Origin of the sequence: Paenibacillus sp. MZ03-122A, assembly GCF_024213325.1 — a bacterium.
Taxonomy (GTDB): Bacteria; Bacillota; Bacilli; order Paenibacillales; family Paenibacillaceae; genus Paenibacillus; species Paenibacillus polymyxa_B.
Genome location: NZ_JANAVI010000008.1, coordinates 68,825 through 86,674, shown reverse-complemented (window position 1 = coordinate 86,674; position 17,850 = coordinate 68,825). Strand labels below are relative to the sequence as shown.

Annotated in this window: 15 protein-coding genes; 6 read left to right on the top strand and 9 right to left on the bottom strand. The window is 43.7% G+C overall.

Annotated features, from left to right (window positions below; genetic code table 11):
• Nucleotides 1-19: 19 nt before the first annotated feature.
• From NLX74_RS17675 to NLX74_RS17665, 3 genes are all read right to left on the bottom strand, one after another.
• Complete coding sequence (locus NLX74_RS17675; protein WP_254329487.1) at nucleotides 20-1,324, bottom strand: sensor histidine kinase; 1,305 nt, start codon at nucleotides 1,322-1,324, stop codon at nucleotides 20-22.
• The gene (locus NLX74_RS17670) at nucleotides 1,325-2,059 is read right to left on the bottom strand and encodes a LytR/AlgR family response regulator transcription factor (protein WP_254329486.1); all 735 of its coding nucleotides are present in this window, start codon (nucleotides 2,057-2,059) and stop codon (nucleotides 1,325-1,327) included.
• 327 nt (nucleotides 2,060-2,386) lie between these two features.
• Complete coding sequence (locus NLX74_RS17665; RefSeq protein WP_254329485.1) at nucleotides 2,387-3,409, bottom strand: S8 family serine peptidase; 1,023 nt, start codon at nucleotides 3,407-3,409, stop codon at nucleotides 2,387-2,389.
• Nucleotides 3,410-3,825: 416 nt separating this feature from the next.
• On the opposite strand from NLX74_RS17665, the gene NLX74_RS17660 reads away from it, so the two are divergent.
• Entirely contained in the window at nucleotides 3,826-4,335 is a 510-nt protein-coding gene (locus NLX74_RS17660; protein ID WP_254329484.1) for a DUF6568 family protein, read from the top strand.
• A gap of 92 nt (nucleotides 4,336-4,427) precedes the next feature.
• Here the strand turns inward: NLX74_RS17660 and NLX74_RS17655 are convergent, their stop codons facing one another.
• Nucleotides 4,428-4,976, bottom strand: coding sequence for a GNAT family N-acetyltransferase (locus NLX74_RS17655; RefSeq protein WP_254329483.1), 549 nt, complete (start codon nucleotides 4,974-4,976; stop codon nucleotides 4,428-4,430).
• A gap of 262 nt (nucleotides 4,977-5,238) precedes the next feature.
• On the opposite strand from NLX74_RS17655, the gene NLX74_RS17650 reads away from it, so the two are divergent.
• Complete coding sequence (locus NLX74_RS17650; RefSeq protein WP_254329482.1) at nucleotides 5,239-6,210, top strand: ring-cleaving dioxygenase; 972 nt, start codon at nucleotides 5,239-5,241, stop codon at nucleotides 6,208-6,210.
• An 88-nt stretch (nucleotides 6,211-6,298) separates the two neighbouring features.
• Here NLX74_RS17650 and NLX74_RS17645 read toward each other — a convergent pair whose 3' ends face one another.
• From NLX74_RS17645 to NLX74_RS17630, 4 genes are all read right to left on the bottom strand, one after another.
• Nucleotides 6,299-7,996, bottom strand: coding sequence for a M3 family oligoendopeptidase (locus NLX74_RS17645; RefSeq protein WP_254329481.1), 1,698 nt, complete (start codon nucleotides 7,994-7,996; stop codon nucleotides 6,299-6,301).
• 237 nt (nucleotides 7,997-8,233) lie between these two features.
• On the bottom strand, nucleotides 8,234-9,043 hold the full coding sequence (gene thiD, locus NLX74_RS17640; protein WP_013312022.1) for a bifunctional hydroxymethylpyrimidine kinase/phosphomethylpyrimidine kinase: 810 nt from the start codon (nucleotides 9,041-9,043) through the stop codon (nucleotides 8,234-8,236).
• A gap of 197 nt (nucleotides 9,044-9,240) precedes the next feature.
• Nucleotides 9,241-10,647: a DNA-binding protein gene (locus NLX74_RS17635; protein ID WP_165179296.1), complete on the bottom strand. Its 1,407-nt coding sequence runs from the start codon at nucleotides 10,645-10,647 to the stop codon at nucleotides 9,241-9,243.
• A gap of 246 nt (nucleotides 10,648-10,893) precedes the next feature.
• Nucleotides 10,894-12,804: a bifunctional 2',3'-cyclic-nucleotide 2'-phosphodiesterase/3'-nucleotidase gene (locus NLX74_RS17630; protein WP_254329480.1), complete on the bottom strand. Its 1,911-nt coding sequence runs from the start codon at nucleotides 12,802-12,804 to the stop codon at nucleotides 10,894-10,896.
• A gap of 257 nt (nucleotides 12,805-13,061) precedes the next feature.
• Between NLX74_RS17630 and NLX74_RS17625 the strand changes: the two genes are divergently transcribed.
• The 4 genes from NLX74_RS17625 (at nucleotide 13,062) to phnE (NLX74_RS17610) (ending at nucleotide 16,579) form a co-directional block, all read left to right on the top strand.
• The gene (locus tag NLX74_RS17625; protein ID WP_254329479.1) at nucleotides 13,062-14,030 is read left to right on the top strand and encodes a phosphate/phosphite/phosphonate ABC transporter substrate-binding protein; all 969 of its coding nucleotides are present in this window, start codon (nucleotides 13,062-13,064) and stop codon (nucleotides 14,028-14,030) included.
• A gap of 133 nt (nucleotides 14,031-14,163) precedes the next feature.
• Nucleotides 14,164-14,934 carry a phosphonate ABC transporter ATP-binding protein gene (gene phnC / locus NLX74_RS17620; protein ID WP_254329478.1) on the top strand — a complete coding sequence of 257 codons (771 nt, stop codon included), beginning with the start codon at nucleotides 14,164-14,166 and terminating at the stop codon, nucleotides 14,932-14,934.
• Nucleotides 14,931-15,785, top strand: a complete 855-nt coding sequence (gene phnE / locus NLX74_RS17615) for a phosphonate ABC transporter, permease protein PhnE (protein ID WP_028541790.1) — start codon at nucleotides 14,931-14,933, stop codon at nucleotides 15,783-15,785. Before phnC ends, phnE (NLX74_RS17615) begins: the two co-directional genes overlap by 4 nt.
• Complete coding sequence (phnE, locus tag NLX74_RS17610; RefSeq protein ID WP_254329477.1) at nucleotides 15,782-16,579, top strand: phosphonate ABC transporter, permease protein PhnE; 798 nt, start codon at nucleotides 15,782-15,784, stop codon at nucleotides 16,577-16,579. Before phnE (NLX74_RS17615) ends, phnE (NLX74_RS17610) begins: the two co-directional genes overlap by 4 nt.
• 86 nt (nucleotides 16,580-16,665) lie before the next feature.
• Here phnE (NLX74_RS17610) and NLX74_RS17605 read toward each other — a convergent pair whose 3' ends face one another.
• The gene (locus NLX74_RS17605) at nucleotides 16,666-17,796 is read right to left on the bottom strand and encodes an aminotransferase class V-fold PLP-dependent enzyme (RefSeq protein ID WP_254329476.1); all 1,131 of its coding nucleotides are present in this window, start codon (nucleotides 17,794-17,796) and stop codon (nucleotides 16,666-16,668) included.
• Between the last annotated feature and the right edge of the window lie 54 nt (nucleotides 17,797-17,850).

Here is a 17,850-nt window from a genome sequence, read left to right as displayed (position 1 = left end):
CCTTTCACGAATTCGGTTCCTATTCTAAGTCCCATAAAATAATATTGACGCAAAACCGGTCTTCCACGGTCCTTATATCCAGGATTCCTGAGTTTTCTTTTACAATCTGCTTGACACTTTTCAATCCAAAACCGTGATTTTTTCTATTCTTTTTATTACTTATAAAATTACTATTTACAAACAGCGGATTAAACGTATTGGAAATCTCTATATAAAGCTGCTTTTCATGATATTTTATTTTTATATCCATTGTTTTCTTACCTTCAGTTACCTTGTCACAACCCTCTATTGCATTATCCAGCAAGTTACCAAATATAACGGCTATAATATTATTATTTAGAGAAAATTTTTCTGGAAGAAAACTATCAATGCTCACTGTAATGTTTTTTTCAGTGGCCAAATTTATTTTCTCGGTGAGTACGTAATTAAGTACATTGTTCGGTGTATATTTCTGAGTTTCAGTACATTTAATATCTAAGAGAATTTCTTCTATAAACCCCTCTGCTGCCTCTATGTTATTTTCTTTCAGCAATCCCTTTAAGGTTAACAATTCATTTCTCATATCATGCCTGATTCTCCGAATTTCTTTTTGCGATTTTTCCATATTATCATAGTGAATATTTTCTGCTTTAAGATTGAAATTTAATAATTCCTGCTCTATCATTTCGCCGTACATTCGGCTTAACTGTTCATAAATAATTAACATGATGATATTGATCGATAAAACACCAATCATAGAAATTACACTTAACCACTCATTTGGATTCTTGCCTGATCTTAAAATCAAATCAAAATGACTGTACAACAAGCAAAGAGTTATGATAGGAACTGCAAACAAACACATGTATAAATAATGCAGAGTAGTTTCTCTTTGATAAACATCTATTTTAAAAAGTAAAGGGACCCATAAAAAAAAGAAAAATTTACTGATTTCTGAGAGGAGAGCACCCGCTTCATAATAATAAGATACATTATCTGATGTAAGGAGTACATTTGGAAAACAAACATTCATGATGGCAAAACATACTCCTTCAGATAAGATTTCAATTGCAAATACAACTGTACCCCAACACAGTTTTGTTGTTATATGATTTTTTGGGTAAAAACAAAGTATAGTGAACACTAGAATAACATTTAGCATAACATCAAATGTTGTTTTCAAAAAGTACATACTGACTACTGTCAGACCTATTAAGGCAATCGTAAACAGCAAGATTTTCTCCGTCGAAAGTCCCTTTTTAGTAAATAAAACTTTATTCAGAAATCTACTTATAATGAAAATATCAAAAGAATTTAGTATAAAATCAAACATGGCTCTTTCCAATTAGAATCTCTTCCTCATATAATTCATCATTTTTTGTTTAAAATCTTTTTTATACTTTCTACTGATCGGTAGTTCCAAATAAGTGTCCTGAATTTCGCCATTTACGATCCGTTTCATCATAATATTTTCGCATTTTATTCCCACAACGTATTTCAGGTTAATGATATACGAAGCATGAATCTGAGTAAAAGCCATCGGATCAAGTTGAGCAATTATTTGTGAAGTTGTCTGATTACACTTATATTCTTTTGTCTCTGTATAAATATGAGCAGCCCTTCCACTTTTCTCAAAGTACATAATTTCATCTTCGTTTATAATGAGCTTATTTCGTTCATAGCTAAACTCAAAATAACAATGTGAACTATGTAAATAGTGATCAGCTCTTTGAAGAACCTCAAAAAGGGTTTCTTTATTCACAGGTTTCAGTATGTAATCAAAGGTTTGTACTTTAAATACATCTGGCATGTATTCGTCATAATTGGTTACAAAGATAATTACAGCTTTATTGTCAAACTCTCTTACTTTTTTGGCTAAACTAATGCCATCCATATCCGCCATCTCAATATCAAGCAGATAAATATTGTATTCCGTTTTATTCTTAGCTACATATTGCAGCAACTTTTGCCCACTTCCAAAAGTGTCTACTTCTACTTTAGTAAAGGGATATTCTAACGTAAACCTCTCCACCCGAGCCAGTTCTACATTTGTATCATCACACAGAGCAATGTTTAACATCCGATCACATCCCTACATACATTAATTATTCTTAATTGTAAAGTATCGTGTATAAGTTAACTTATGAACTTCACATCTATGAATTAATTCTCAGTTGCATGGATGGAACAATATGATTTCCGGTCATGCCCAGCACAATTCCAATCCCCTCTTTGCTAGGTTTATTATGTAGTTTCAAAGTTAACCTTATATATTATAGAGCGCTTATAATTACATATATAGTATACCATTTAAAGTTTTCTATAATCAACTTTTTTTTCTAAATAAATACATTTTTATATTTTTATTTAAATACTAAAAATATAGATTTCAAATAGATTAATTTGATTAAATACCTAGCTTCTCCAAGTAATTCAACAATGCTGCAAGAGAACATACATTTAATATATGTATATTGTGATAATCGTTTAAGGTATAATTCAACTCTTTTTCTAAGCTACTCCAAAAATCATCAAAATTATTAAAGGTTATTCCTGTTAACCTAGAAATAAAAGGCCCTTTACATAAGGAATAGATATCAATTTCAAGGTTAGTGGTTTCATAAATCGCTTTTTCTATTGGCCTGCCAAATTTTTTTACTAAGTTACTATCCATGTCAGCATCAAGGATAGGTTTAAATTCAGGTACTGTCACCTCATATTCCAAAGCACTGCGTTCAAGAATATCATTAACCTCTGAAAACGTGATATCTTCATTATAAATGACAGAGTTCGTCACCTCAGAAGAGATCAGTTGCATACTTCTCCCCACACAAAGAGCATTCGCTTTAGAGGTACCTTTAAAAAAGGCAAATCGTTCGGCAAGTGTATAGACAAAAATTGGAGCTTCATCAAATACGGCTTGGATCTCTTTATTTTTTGAAAACAAAAATGGCTCAATTGAACAAAACATTTGTCCATTTACACCAATGACGGTTGGCAGAGTAGCCGGATAGCTACTCTGACTACCATTTTTTACAGATACAAAAATAAGTTTATTTTGGTCCACTAATTGGTGTGTAATTTCACTAAGTTGCTGATGATATCCTTCTGAAGTGACCGAAATGCTTATGCATATATACTTAATATTCAGATTAAGGCATTTTTCCAACGCCATCTTCAAGAGTCTAGTACTTGTTTTCCCTTCTTCATTTGCTATTTTTATGATGTAAAATTGAGCCTCACTAAAAACTTGCATAATCGTATCTGCCACAGATGTTCCATGCCCATGGTCATCCTGAAAATCATTATCCTCGATAATTTCGTTTCCTGAAAATTGAATTCTCACTCCATCTATAACATGTTTACTTAAACTACGATTCGTCATGTCCATTCCAGTATCAATTATGACTACTTGTTTGTTGTTAAACATAGTCTTCACCTATCCTATCAAATTTGTAGAATGCTATATATAAATTAGCACTTTAGTTTGATATAGAATGTGTAAGTGATAAAATAACCAATTTAATGCTATAAAAAGCAAATTTTCGATAAAAATGTATCAAAAATTCAATGCTGACCATTTATAATTACGAGTTACTAGAGTATTCAGCAAGACGCAAAATGACACAATATGCGCTGATTATTACAGTAATATTTCTAGATAGATCAACTATAGTAACCTTATTCATAGATTAACTACAACTTAAGAATACAGGCTATCTGGAAGTAATTAATCTCAATAGTCTGTTAAGGCTCCGTATAAATATTTTAAGAAGGTGATAATCAAAATAATATTATATGTCCGTAAAATTAGTATCAGGCAAAAAATTAATTTGGAGGTTTCTTATGATAAAAAACCGAAAATTTCTACCGTTCAAAATAGCTTTTATATTCTGTATGTGTTTGACAAGCTTTTTCATTGCCAATGATACTAACTATGCTGCAGAACATAAGAATTTTACGACTATAGAACAAAATAAAAATATTCCGACTGTTGAAGAATACGAGAATGATGTAAAAGATTTACCTAGACTTAATGCGAATGAAACCATGGACAAATTCAACTCGGGAGAAGGTTTTTACTTTTATATTGGTAGACCTAGCTGCTCCGATTGTCGTATATTCTCTCCCATTTTAAAAGAATTTTCTGTCCGTATATCACAACCCATCTATTATTACAATCTGGATGGTGGGGACTGGAAACCAGTCATTCGGCAATTTCTTAGAGATCACATCAATTTACAAGCTACTCCAACATTAGCATATATTAAAGATGGAAAAGTCGTTGCCCAACAAGTTGATACTGGACCAAATGCGGATGAATTGCTAACTATTTTTGCCAATTGTCCTCAGTAACCTTTCGCATTTCAAAATGATCGATCCAAATCATTGAAACTTTGACTCGCAAGATGGAATTCTTTGAAAAAAGCGTCCTTCTTGCGAGTCTTCTATACTTTAAAATTTAATCGCAATTCCCACTCTTCCCGTAAAAGCCCCATTCGGATCGAATCATAATACTCTCCATTATAATATCTGCACTTTCGAAGCCTGGCTTCGAGGGTCATGCCCAGCTTCTCCCCCACCTTCATCATCCGATGGTTTCCTGACCAGGTTGTAAAGCCTACTCTTACTAGAGGCAATGTATTAAACAAATGGGTGATCCATAGTCGAAGTGCCCTCGTACCATAACCACCGCTCCAATACTGCGAATCAAAGATACCTATCCCCATTTCAAGCCATTGAGAAGGCTGATGCTCCCAATAATAGCTCACTGATCCAATGACCTTGCCTTCCACTTCAATGATCCAAAAGTCATCTTGTCCGATTCGTTTTTCCTTCTCTTTTAAATAATCATCCAAAGAAAGTGGCTTATGTTCATAGTAAGGTGCATCCCACTGCTTCCATTCCGGTGCTTCTTCCTTAAAAGTTAACGTCCACAGAGCCGGCAGATCTTCTTCAGTAACAGGCCTAATCGTTAAATCCTTATCCGTATACATCGAGTACACTCCTTTTATAATAAAATTCATTCTATCTACTTTGAGCTATATTGAGCTTCATTGTATCTGCTTTTGCATTATTTCGAATTCAATTTTTGTCCATCATGAAACTGTATTGTGGCAAGATCGCAATTCATGTTGACAAACAATCAAAAATAATATATCTTAATATAAAGATAATAAATATAAAGAAAAATTTACGACGACGGTTTATTTTGTTTAGAAAAAACCTAATCATATAAAAACCAAGGAGGATAATGACATGAAACTATTAGGATTACATCACGTTTCGGCGATTACAGCGGCAGCGGCTAAAAATGTTGATTTTTATACTCAGGTAATGGGACTTCGGTTGATCAAGAAAACGGTGAACCAAGATGATGTTAGTGTGTATCACCTTTTTTACGGAGATGAGCGTGGAACTGCGGGTACAGAAGTCACTTTCTTTGAAATTCCACATGCGGGACAAACTCGTACAGGAAATAACAGCATTTCAGCTCTCTCCCTACGGGTACCAAATGACAAGTCACTGGATTACTGGAAAAACCGCTTCGAGCAGCTGGATGTAAAACATGGCGAAATTACGGATCAAGCAGGACGCTTGGCGCTTTCGTTTGAGGATTTTGAAGGACAACGCTTCTTCCTCGTTTCAGATGAACATGATCACGGAGTGCGCGGCGGCACGCCTTGGGAGAAAAGCCCTGTCCCTGCCGAGTACGGCATTGTAGGACTTGGGCCGGTTCATCTGACCATTCCTAAAGCGGAGAATACCATTCTCATTCTTGAACAGGTTATGGGCTTCCGCAAAAAAGGCTCTTACCCTTCCCCCGTTGCTGGACAACCAGATGTGGTCATCTATGAAACGGGTGAAGGCGGTACAGGAACCGAAGTTCATCTGGAAGAGCGTAACGATCTGCCACAAGAACGACCAGGACGCGGCAGTGTGCATCACGTAGCCTTCCGTGTTGAAACTGAGGAAGAGCTCAAACAGTGGGTAGACCGTATTGGGCAGCTGCAAATTTCCAACTCAGGCTTTGTAGATCGCTTTTACTTCCGTTCATTGTATTTCCGTGAGCCGAACGGCATTCTGTTTGAATTGGCTACCGATGGACCGGGGTTTGACACCGATGAGGAATTGGAGTTTCTGGGTGAATCGCTGGCGTTACCGCCATTTTTGGAATCGCGCCGCGCTTCTATTGAAGCCAATCTCAAACCGCTTAACACCAAACATTAATTGAAGTTTCATTTACACAAAAGGGCATTCCGCTATCTGCAAGCTTTTTAGCTTTGACAGGTAAGCGAAATGCCCTTTTTAGTTATGCTTACAGCTTTTTATCATCCACACTGTTCAGCCATGCTTCGATTTCTCCGATTACAGAGGCGATACAGCCATCTTGGAACGGCGAGATGAGTCCAGCCAACTCAACCAATCCGGTAAAAGATCGACTTCCTCCGGCACGGCATAGCTTCAAATAATCTTCCCACGCAGCTGTCCGGTCGATACTCATGCGTTTCCAGAATTGGAACGCGCACAGTTGCGCGAGTGTATAGTCAATATAGTAGAACGGGGATTGAAAAATATGACCCTGTTTGTGCCAAAATCCGCCCTGCTCCAGATACTCGTTGCCTTCATAATCCAGATGCGGTTTATACTTACGTTCAATGGAGCGCCATGCGGTTTTACGTTCGGCTGGGGTCCAGTCTGGATGTTCGTATACGGCATGCTGGAATTCGTCCACGGCTACGCCGTAAGGCACAAACAGCAACGATGAGGATAGATGTTCAAAGTGATATTTGTCCGTATCTTCCTCGAAGAACAGATTCATCCAAGGCCATGCGAAAAACTCCATGCTCATAGAGTGGATCTCAGCCGCCTCCATAGTTGGCCAATGGTACTCAGGAATTTCAAAATGTCGGCTTTCATAGACCTGGAAGGCATGACCTGCTTCATGCGTCAATACGTCGATATCACCGGATGTACCATTGAAATTGGAGAAAATAAACGGCGTGCCATATTCGCTCAAAAATGTACAATAGCCTCCGCTTTGCTTGCCCTTTTTGCTGATCAAATCCATCAATCCACGTTCGATCATAAAGCTGAAAAATTCATGTGTTTCCGCTGAAAGTTCCTCATACATACGTGCTCCATTACGAATGATCCACTCCGGGTCACCTTTAGGCGTAGGATTGCCTGACAGGAAGTTGAAGCCCTCGTCATAATAGCGAAGCTGATCTACTCCGATCCGTTCGCGCTGGCGCTCCTTCAGCTTGGTTGCCAGAGGAACGATGTGCTTCAGCACCTGCTCGCGGAAATTGGCTACCATTTCGGCATTGTAATCTGTACGTCCCAAGCGGGCATAGCCCAATTCTACGAAGTTGTCATAGCCCAACTTGTGTGCCATGCGCGTACGTACCTTCACCAATTCATCATAAATCCGGTCCAGCTCGTCCTCATGCTCACTCATAAATTGATATTTAGCCTCGGAGGCCTGTTTGCGTGTCTCCCGGTTGGTAGCCATTTCAAAAGGCAGGAGCTGCGACAATGTGCGTTCTTCTCCCTCGAACGGGATCTTCGCTGAAGCAATCAATTGAGCATATTCCGAGGTCAGCTTATTTTCCTGCTGTAAATCCTCAATAATATCCGGATGGAACGACTTGAGTGCTACCTCGGCAATACTGAAAAGCTGGCTGCCCCATTGACTCTCCAACTCGGTTCGGAATGGAGAATCCACCAATGCCCGGTAGTAATCGGTTACATACTCCTGAATAACCGGCATGAAATCATCAGCATATTCTTGCTCCGCTTTGTAAAAGGTATCCTCCGTATTAATGGAGTGCCGAACTTCCACCAATTGCAATTGTGTTTCCACATTACTGCGCAGCTTGTTAATCGCATGAATCACTTCATTTTGACGTTCTACGCTGTCTGCTTCACGAAACTGCTGCAACAGCGTTTTAAACCGCTGTTCAATTTCAGGTTGCTCTGGTCGACTGTAAGCCATTTGGCTGAATAATGTCATTGCTTCGGTTCCTCCTTAAATGTAATAAATCTGATGCCTATTATACAGTACGAGTAGACCAAACTGGAAGCTGCAATTCCAAAAAAATACAACCTCAAAAGCCGCAATACTATGTATTGCGGCTTTTAAGCCTCATCTAACTCTATATATCAAAAAAGTCATGATCTAAAACAATCTAATATATATTCAGCCTGATGGAGATTTATAAGTCTTTCTAAGATCGCAGACCTTCATGCTTTATTGATTTTGCAAACGATGTGCCGCATGCAGGGTCGGACCGACGAATTCATTCAGCTTGAAGCTACCTTCAATGGCCTGTGTAATAAATCTCTTGGCCTGATCCACTGCTTCACGTACAGTCAGCCCTTGAGCCAAACCAGCCGTTACCGCTGCCGAAGTGGTGCAGCCTGCACCGTGGGTAAAGTTTGTTTTTACAACATCGGCTTCAAACCAGTCAAAAGTGATTCCGTCATATAGCAGATCCATCGCTTTACCTGCGCGAATTTTGCCACGGTCCTTGATCAGTACATGCTTAGCTCCACGCTCATGGATAATCGCAGCCGCTTCCTGCATCTGCTCCAGTGTCGTGATCGGTCCATTCTTCGCCAGTTGCGAAGCCTCGAACAAGTTCGGTGTTACCAGGTCAGCGCCAGGAATCAACAATTCCAGCATCGCCTCTGTATTTTCCGGCTGAAGCACTTCATCCGTGCCTTTGCAGACCATAACCGGGTCAATTACGATCCGCTTCAGATCATGCTTTTTCAAATGGCTGGCTACCAGCTCGATAATTTCAACAGAACCAAGCATACCGGTTTTCATCGCATCAAAACCGATACCTTCCAATACAGTACGCAGCTGCGCTTCTACCACATCCAACGCAACAGGATATACAAGATGATCCCAGGTTTTAGGACCCATCGCTACTACGGTTGTCAATACGGTCATGCCATATACGCCAAGCTCCTGAAAGGTTTTCAGGTCTGCCTGAATACCCGCTCCACCGCTTGTGTCGGAGCCCGCTATCGTTAATGTTTTGGGAATCGTCATTTGTACATGCTCTCCTTCACTTTCTGTGCTGCATTTATCCTAATCCCGCTTGCGAAACTTGTCAACGCGCAAAACGGTCCTCTCTATGCTAAAAGTCACAAGCGACAGCAGCAGCTAAAAAACGAGAACATCCCCTTTTGAAACAGGAACATCCTCGCAATAACGTGTTATATGAAGAATTCGAATGAAATTTGGAATTATAAATATCCACCGGTACTGTGATCATAGGCATGATTCTTTTCATTTGCACGTACGCCCAGACACAGACTCTGATAAAGCTGCTGCTGTTCCGGTGTAGCAAAATTTCGATGCTGCTCAAATAAAGCCATACAACCAATGATATGTTCGGTATAGCTATTATCAACAGACAGTTGCAAGCAATGCAGTATTTGTCCCACTCCCTCGGGGTAATCGCCTTTTCGGAAATAATATTCCGCATACACCTTACAAAAGGATGCAAAGCGAAATGCATTAAAGTGCTTGCGATAATGAGTGTCCCATCGTTCCGGTGCAAGCTCCCAGAAGCTCTTGAGTTGCTGACTAAACAGTCCCAGTTCGGCATCCACGAAATAACCGAACCGGTTCGCCGATTCGAGCAAGGTGTTCAAGCCTTCCAGTGTCTCATCCGGATGCTCACGCAGGTAAGTAATATATTCATAGATTGCAGAAGTGTTGCCCATTTTAATTTCAATACAAAGTCGGTTGCCCTGTGCATATACACGATGTAGGTTGACCACTTTCCAGCCTTCTTCGTCTAAACCCTCAAACCAGCTCAAATCTGCATAACCCTCAATCCATTGCTTGGATTCCTCATATCTGCCCTGAAACTCATAGCAGCTGGCCTTGAGCAGATGCCCCTGAGCATAGTAATAAACGAGCGGTTTAAGCAGCTCCAGGTGCTCATCTCCAAAACGGTTCCGATTGCGATACAATGCCTGCGCCAGCTCTCTTAGCTCGTCCGCATACATTTCCATCTCGGACCATTGCATTTTTAAAGCAAACACTTGAGATAGCATATGTAAGCCTTCCAGTGCGTAAATTTCCGGTAGACGACTACGGTACAAATGGAATTGTACAGCAGCCTTCAAGTTCCGTTGGTTATCCTTAATCTGAATCTGGAATATACGGAAATAGCTGATCGCCAACCGTTCAGAGTGGGTATACTTCTCACTCTCGATGACACAATCATACAGAAGCATGGCGGCTTCATGTCTGCCATCCTCAAACATCGCTTCTGCGGTCTCAAAAATAGCAGGAACGTTCGATAAATCGTCCATCAAATAGCCAAGTACACTGCGTATACACTCCAGCTTGTTCAACTCTGAGCAACGTAAGAGAAACGGACGCAACCTCCTCCAGTGTGGTAAGGAATGAATAAAACATTCATCCACATACATCTCGAACAAAGATCCTTCTTCCAATCCCATGGCCTCGGTAATCAGATCAAGCTGATTGACTGAGATAGGCCGTGGCGGGTTCCGATTAAGTATACCGCTAAGTGTACCCGGATTTACCTTGGAAGCATCTGCAAAACATTGCATTGAAATGCCTTCACTTTGAATATACTTTTCTATTTCTGCGCGGATCGTGGTGTTTTTTTCCAAAGGGACACCCCCTCAAACGAATGATGGTGACTTTTTCATTACCTTTTAAACCAAAATTTGTTTAATCAAAGTATATGTCTATTTATACGAGAGGTCAATAACTTTAAACACGACTCAGGACATATAAAATCACGAATTTTGTACGATTTTAAAACTGTTTTATGAAAAAAGACCGTCCTTTGCGGGACAGTCTATTTCTATTATTTTGATGCTGTGGACTTATAGGACAAAAACTAGTTAGCAGTTCTACCGTGAACGTCCGAAATCGATGGCAAACTTAGCGTATCCCTTTACCGTTAACCCTTCATAAAGCAACTCCGAATAGGCATTAGCGGCATCCGTAGCTTGCGGCGAGGTCAGGAACGTCACATGCGGACGACCTGACCATGGGGCGAGGGACCAATGGCCGTCAGCTTTTGGCGTCAACGTCTCCATATGCCGCACGTATTCGGTCAGCACATGACGGTTCTCATCCGGTGAAGCAAGTATAATTCGCTCTCCACCCGGATTGACCAGCGCAGAGGAAAACGCGCGATAGTTATTCGTAACAATCAGATAATTTCGCTGCATATCCATCGGTTCGCCATCAAAAGACATCTGAATGATTCTGTGTGCATCTGGGTCCTTTAGGCCCCCGTCAGCATCATATCTGGCTGGCTGTGTTACATCAATTTGATACCTGATGCCGTCGATGATATCGAAATTAAAGCTTGGAAAGTCAGAATTAATCAGCTCTTGCTCTTGTTCTGCTGAAGGATCAATTTGCCGGAATTGTCCAGCAGACCACTCCAGCCATTCCCGGATTTCCGTTCCACTCAGTCGGACGACATGCAGCGTATTCGGAAAATTGTACAGATCAGCGATATGCTTGATCGCCAACGTCCCCGCCGGAATATCGGTATAGTACGATGGCCCGTATCTGCCGCCTGTTTTAAAAGGAGCTGCTGCCGACAGAACGGGCAATCCTTCGTACTCGCTCCCTTGCATCTGCTGCTTCACATACCACATTTGCGCATCATTCACCAGCTGAACCGAAGCATCATCCATCACCTGAGCAAAAAAGCTGTTCACCGCCATCGTCGTCTGACCTACAGGTGCACGAATATACTCCAATGTTCCGGCGTGCTCTTCTGCTACCGCCAACTGAATGGCAGTATCCGGTTGTACCAGCGCCTCCTTGCGTATCGGATCATACACCGGGCGTACCTCGGCAGCAGGTGCAGCCACTTGCCACTTCCCTCCACTAAAGGCCAGCTCCAGATCAATGATACCCAGATGATCCCCCCAAAAGCCCGGCTCCACTGCTGGGATATCGTGGATGGTACCTCGCTCTACATCAACACCTGTTTTCCCTATAAACGAAGGTCCGGGAAATACTTTATGTGCATGACCAAACACAATGGCATCGATCCCTTCCACCCTGCTCAGATGCAGCACCGCATTTTCCATATCAAGCGTTTCGGGAATATCCTCTAAGCCTGCATGGGGCATGGCAATGATGAGATCGGCTCCCGCTGCCTTCATTTCTGGAATAAACCGTCTTGCCGTTTCCAGCATATCTTTGACAATGATTTTTCCCTCCAGCCACGCCTTGTCCCATTGCATAATTTGCGGAGGGACAAAGCCGATGACCCCCACCTTCAACAAATGCTTACCACCTGCTTCATCCTCTACCGTCTTATCCAGCAATAGATAAGGTGTAAAGTAATTTCGTTCTTGTTCTCCTGCTATATAAATGTTGGCATTCACATAAGGAAATTGCGCTCCTTGAAGGCAAGTCTGCAAGTATTCCAGTCCATAATTAAATTCATGATTCCCGATATTACCTGCCTCATATCCAAGCAGATTCATGGCTTTATAGGCGGGATGCACCGTGCCTGGGTCCTGTTGGATTCGCTGTACAGCATAATCTCCCATTGGATTTCCCTGAATCACATCTCCGTTATCCAGCAGCAGGTGATTGGGTACCTCCGCCCGGGCTATTTGAATCAAGCTGGCTGTTTGCGCCAGACCGTAATGCAGCGTTTCCTGATCCGTATAATAATCGTAATTCCACAAACTGACATGCAAATCGGTTGTAACCATAATGCGGAATTTCACTCTCACAAGGCTTACATTGTCTTGGTCTGCCTTTTCGTTAATATCCAAAATATCCAATCTTGTTCTCTCCCTCAGCTTCGGTCATAGAGCTTGAACAAGTCTAACAGAGCACTGTTAAGAGAATGTTAAAAAAAGCATCTTGCATAAATCCAGAAAACAGTTTTCAGCATATGATAAATTTTACATCATTTTTACCAAAGTCAGGAGTGGTTTTTACCCTAGCTGTGGGACTAGCTGTTAAGATTTGGTTTGTCACAGCATTTACAGGTTTTTAATTTTATTTTCGTTATTATGATGTTTAGGGGGAAATTATTTTGTTCAAAAAAGCACTGACCTTGTGCATGACCTTCACACTGGCAGCGGGTCTAGCCGCTTGTAGCTCCAATGCAAGCAATAACAACAGCGCGTCCACTCCGGGTACAGATGGATCTAAAAACGAAAGCACAGCCTATGTTCCTAAGGAGTTAAAGGTACAGTTCGTTCCTTCTCAAAATGCAGATACGCTCGAAGCCAAAGCCAAACCGCTCGAAAATCTACTGGGTGACAAGCTTGGAATCCCGGTGAAAGTAACGGTATCTCCTGACTACAATACAATTGTGGAAGCCATGTCTTCCAAGCAGGTAGATGTAGGATTCCTTCCGCCAAATGCTTATGTACTGGCCCACGATAACCGTAAAGCAGCCGATTTGCTGTTGCAAGCTCAACGCTACGGCATTGAAGATGCTACAGGCAAGGACACGACTGAAAAAGTAAACTTTTATAAAGCAATGATCGTGGTGAAAAAGGATTCTCCGATTCAAAGTCTAGCTGATCTGAAAGGCAAGAAGGTCGGCTGGCAAAATGTAACCTCCTCCGCAGGCTACGTGTACCCCGCAGCAGAGCTAAAAAAAGCTGGCGTGGACCCGGACACGGATGTGCAGGGTGTGACGATCAAAGGCCACGATGCTGCTATTCTGGCGTTGCTGAATGGTCAAGTTGATGCGGTAGCTGTTTTCCAGGATGCACGTAACACAGTAAAGAAGGAAATCCCGGATGTATTTGAAAAAACTCGCGTCATTCATTACACAGCTAAAATTCCAAATGACACCGTCAGCGTACGTTCTGATATGGATCAAGCGTGGAGAGACAAGATCAGCCAAGCCTTTATTGACATTGCCAAAGACCCTACAGGCGGCGAGATCATTAAAGAAATTTACACCCATGTAGGTTATGAAAAGGGTGACGATAAAAACTTCGACTCCGTGCGTGAATACGCCGAAGCCGTTGGCCAAGCGGTTAAGTAATCGGAGCAAACTAGATAATGTAATGAAGTAACAGCTAGGAAACAGGCTTTACGAATGACAGGGCAGCACCGTCCATGTATTCATGGCGGTGTTGTTTTCATTCCACCCCATCGGGGGAGAAAGTTGGGAGCATATGATCGAATTCCGTAACGTATCGAAAACATACCCGAACGGCACCAAAGGGTTGAACCATATTAATTTGACGATTCAGGAGGGAGAAATGGTCGTCATCGTCGGCTTATCCGGTGCAGGTAAGTCTACCCTGCTGCGTTCCATTAACCGACTGCATGACATTACGTCCGGCGACATTGTCGTGGGTGGCAGGTCCGTCACGTCTGCTGGAAGCAGCGAGTTGCGGCGCATTCGCCGTGATATCGGCATGATCTTTCAAAGCTTCAATCTGGTTAAACGTTCGACAGTGCTCCGCAATGTACTTTCCGGCCGCGTCGGCTATCATTCAACGCTGCGGACCATTCTCGGTCTCTTCCCGAAGGAGGATATCGAACTGGCATTAACAGCGCTGGAGCGCGTGAACATCCGCGAAAAAGCTTACAGCCGGGCAGATGAACTGTCCGGTGGCCAACAGCAGCGCGTATCCATCGCCCGCGCCCTGGCGCAGGAGGCTAAAATCATTCTGGCGGACGAGCCTGTCGCATCACTGGACCCGTTGACCACCCGCCAGGTCATGGATGACCTCCAGCGCATCAACCGTGAAATGCAGATTACGACCATCGTCAATTTGCATTTCATTGATCTTGCGCGCGAATATGCAACGCGGATCATCGGATTGCGCGCCGGGGAAGTGGTCTTTGACGGCACACCAGAGGAAGCTACGGATGAGGTCTTTGCGGAGATCTACGGCCGGGCCATCAAGCATGATGAGCTGCTGGGAGTGGGATCATGAAGCCCGACTCTACTGCCCAGCCGCTCTCTTCGACGCAACCGTCACCGCATGCTGGACCGCCACAGCCAAGCAAGCCGCCCGCAGGGCCACCTTTGCCAGGACGTTACAAGCGTTATGCCACCTGGATGATTTTTATCGTGGTGCTGGTAGCCTGCTCCATTCATACGGATGCCACACCTTACCAGTTGATCGTCGGCTTGCCGGAGATGGGCAAATTGTTGGGCGAAATGTTTCCACCCGACTGGAGCTACCTGCCTACCATCTGGAAACCCATGCTGGAAACGATCCAGATCGCCATTGTCGGCACGACACTGGGAGCCATATTGGCGATCCCTGTCGCGTTGCTGTGTGCCTATAATGTGATGCCGCGCAAACTGATTTCGCTGCCGATGCGCACGATCCTGAACCTAGTACGGACGATTCCTGATTTGCTGTTTGCCTCAATCTTTGTGGCGGTGTTCGGCATCGGGCCGTTTGCAGGGATGCTCGCCCTGCTCTTCTTCTCCTTTGGCATCATAGCCAAGCTGACCTTTGAGGCGATTGAAGCCATTGATCCCGGGCCGCTGGAAGCCATGACCGCTGTTGGCGCGAGCCGAATTCAAGTCATCGCCTTTGGTGTGGTTCCGCAGGCTCTTCCTTATTTTGTGTCGTACTTACTGTATACCTTTGAGGTTAATGTGCGCGCGGCTTCCGTTCTGGGCCTGGTCGGGGCTGGCGGTATCGGTCTGTTGCTTGACCGTTCTCTGGGGCTGTTCCGATATGATCGGGCAAGCATCATTATTCTACTGACCCTCGTCATCGTCCTTGCGATTGATTACGGCAGTAACCTGCTACGGAGGAAATTATTATGAATGATCCTACGCTTCGCAGACCTATTGGCTCCCGCCTACGCCTATGGGCGATAGCTATTCTGCTAATCATCATTTATATTTGGGCTTTTCGCGGGATGCAGTTTGAAGGATTACAGGGAACGGCTAAAAGTGTCTCTGTCGCTATATTGGACGGCTTCCTTCATCCCGACTGGTCGTTCGTCTACATCCCTGAGGGAGAGGATTTACTGCGCGGGTTGCTGGATACGCTGGTCATTTCAGTGCTCGGAACCTTCGTGTCCGCATTTGTCTGCCTTCCGTTCGCCTTTTGGGCGTCCAGCAATATGACCCGTCTACGCCCCTTATCGGGTAGCGGGAAATTTGTGCTTAGTGTCATCCGGGTTTTTCCCGAAATGATCGTCGCCATCCTATTTATCAAAGCCGTTGGCCCCGGTTCGTTTGCGGGTGTGCTTGCCCTCGGCATTCATTCCATCGGCATGCTAGCGAAGCTTTTCTCGGAAACGATCGAAAGTGTCGATCACGGGCCTCAAGAGGCTTTGATCGCGTGCGGTGCCAACCGTTGGCAGGTGATTTTCTTCGCCGTGCTACCGCAGGTCATTCCACAGTTTCTTTCGTATTCGCTTTACCGTTTTGAAATTAATATCCGTTCTGCTACCACGCTCGGTCTGGTCGGTGCAGGTGGTATCGGTACTCCGCTACTGTTTGCACTCCAAATGCGCAACTGGAACCGTGTAGGCGTTATCTTGCTCGGCATTGTGATCCTGATCATTTTGACGGATCTGATTTCCGGCTGGCTGCGCAAACGGATCGTATAATTAGAATTCTAAAAGCCCAAAAAGCCTCTCCTGTGTAAAAAGGGATGTTATACTCCCATTCACTCGAAGAGGCTTTTGCCGTTCGTTCAACATCGCCCTGCCAATTCATCTATGACTCGTCGGACTTCCTCAGCCGTATTGTAAAAATGCGGAGCCACACGGATAACATCCTTTCGTGCTGAAACGATCATATTTTGGCTTCTCAAATTCCTTTCCATAGCCGACACGTCGGCTACTTCAACAGCGAGCAGGCTTGGTAATGTGCCTCCCCTGTAAGGTACACGTATGTGTAACCCTTTGCGCCGTCCATATTCAACGGAAAAATCCAACAACTCACTCATATAGGCCTGAATACTCGTGACTCCAATCTCCAGCAGCAGCTTTAAGGCCGCATTGGCAGCAAAAATGCTAATGAAAGAAGGCAATCCCGTCTCAAAGCGTCGGGCTCCCGCCGCCGGAACCGGGTGAGCAATATCAAACCGGGAAGCGGGCTCCTGCCCAAGCCAGCCTGTAAGACGGGGCTTGAAGCGGTCTATTCGGTCCTTGCTTACATAAAGAAAAGCCACGCCCGGAATTCCAAGCATATATTTGCGTGCTCCCGCGACCAAAATATCTACGCCCATTGCCTTTACATCCACTGGAATGATCCCTGCAGACTGATAAGCATCCACAAACAGCAACGCCTGATTTCGGTGAGCTATATCGGCAATGGATTTTAAATCCTGCTGAAATCCGTTGGTATAGTTCACTTGTGACACCATAACGAGCGCAGTTTTCTCCGTAACATGCTCCTCATACTGCTCTATCGTCACTTCTCCCTCGATGGAGGGGATACAGCAGATGTGATCCCGGAACATCTCCTGTGCCTGCCAGATGTGTCCCACCGTCGGAAAGTCGGTGTCCGCATACACAATGCCTTCTTTTCCCGGTACATAAGGAAGGGCTGTGGCCACCCCGGCAATCGCCTCAGAGGCTGAGGACAGGACCGCAATTTCGTCAGGCTCCGCCCCAATGAGCTTGGCAAAATGCCCTCTAGCCTCCTCCAAACGTGCCATAGACAGATTGCCGTTATGACCGTGTTGCAGCAAACTTCGATGATATTCCTCAATGGCAGCGGAAACCGGCCTTGATACGGCCCCCTGGGAACAGCTCCCTACATGGATATGTGAGGACAGCACTGGAAACAGCTGACGGTAGGACTGAAACGGATGTTTCATTTTTCCCTTCGCTCCTCCTGGGCACACCAACGTGCCTTGATATGATCATTTTAT

Coding starts and splice junctions, on each gene's coding strand:
- NLX74_RS17670 (WP_254329486.1), bottom strand. CDS start 2,059: ATGTTAAACATTGCTCTGTGTGATGATACAAATGTAGAACTGGCTCGG.
- NLX74_RS17665 (WP_254329485.1), bottom strand. CDS start 3,409: ATGTTTAACAACAAACAAGTAGTCATAATTGATACTGGAATGGACATG.
- NLX74_RS17660 (WP_254329484.1), top strand. CDS start 3,826: ATGATAAAAAACCGAAAATTTCTACCGTTCAAAATAGCTTTTATATTC.
- NLX74_RS17655 (WP_254329483.1), bottom strand. CDS start 4,976: ATGTATACGGATAAGGATTTAACGATTAGGCCTGTTACTGAAGAAGAT.
- NLX74_RS17650 (WP_254329482.1), top strand. CDS start 5,239: ATGAAACTATTAGGATTACATCACGTTTCGGCGATTACAGCGGCAGCG.
- NLX74_RS17645 (WP_254329481.1), bottom strand. CDS start 7,996: ATGACATTATTCAGCCAAATGGCTTACAGTCGACCAGAGCAACCTGAA.
- thiD (WP_013312022.1), bottom strand. CDS start 9,043: ATGACGATTCCCAAAACATTAACGATAGCGGGCTCCGACACAAGCGGT.
- phnC (WP_254329478.1), top strand. CDS start 14,164: ATGATCGAATTCCGTAACGTATCGAAAACATACCCGAACGGCACCAAA.
- phnE (WP_028541790.1), top strand. CDS start 14,931: ATGAAGCCCGACTCTACTGCCCAGCCGCTCTCTTCGACGCAACCGTCA.
- phnE (WP_254329477.1), top strand. CDS start 15,782: ATGAATGATCCTACGCTTCGCAGACCTATTGGCTCCCGCCTACGCCTA.
- NLX74_RS17605 (WP_254329476.1), bottom strand. CDS start 17,796: ATGAAACATCCGTTTCAGTCCTACCGTCAGCTGTTTCCAGTGCTGTCC.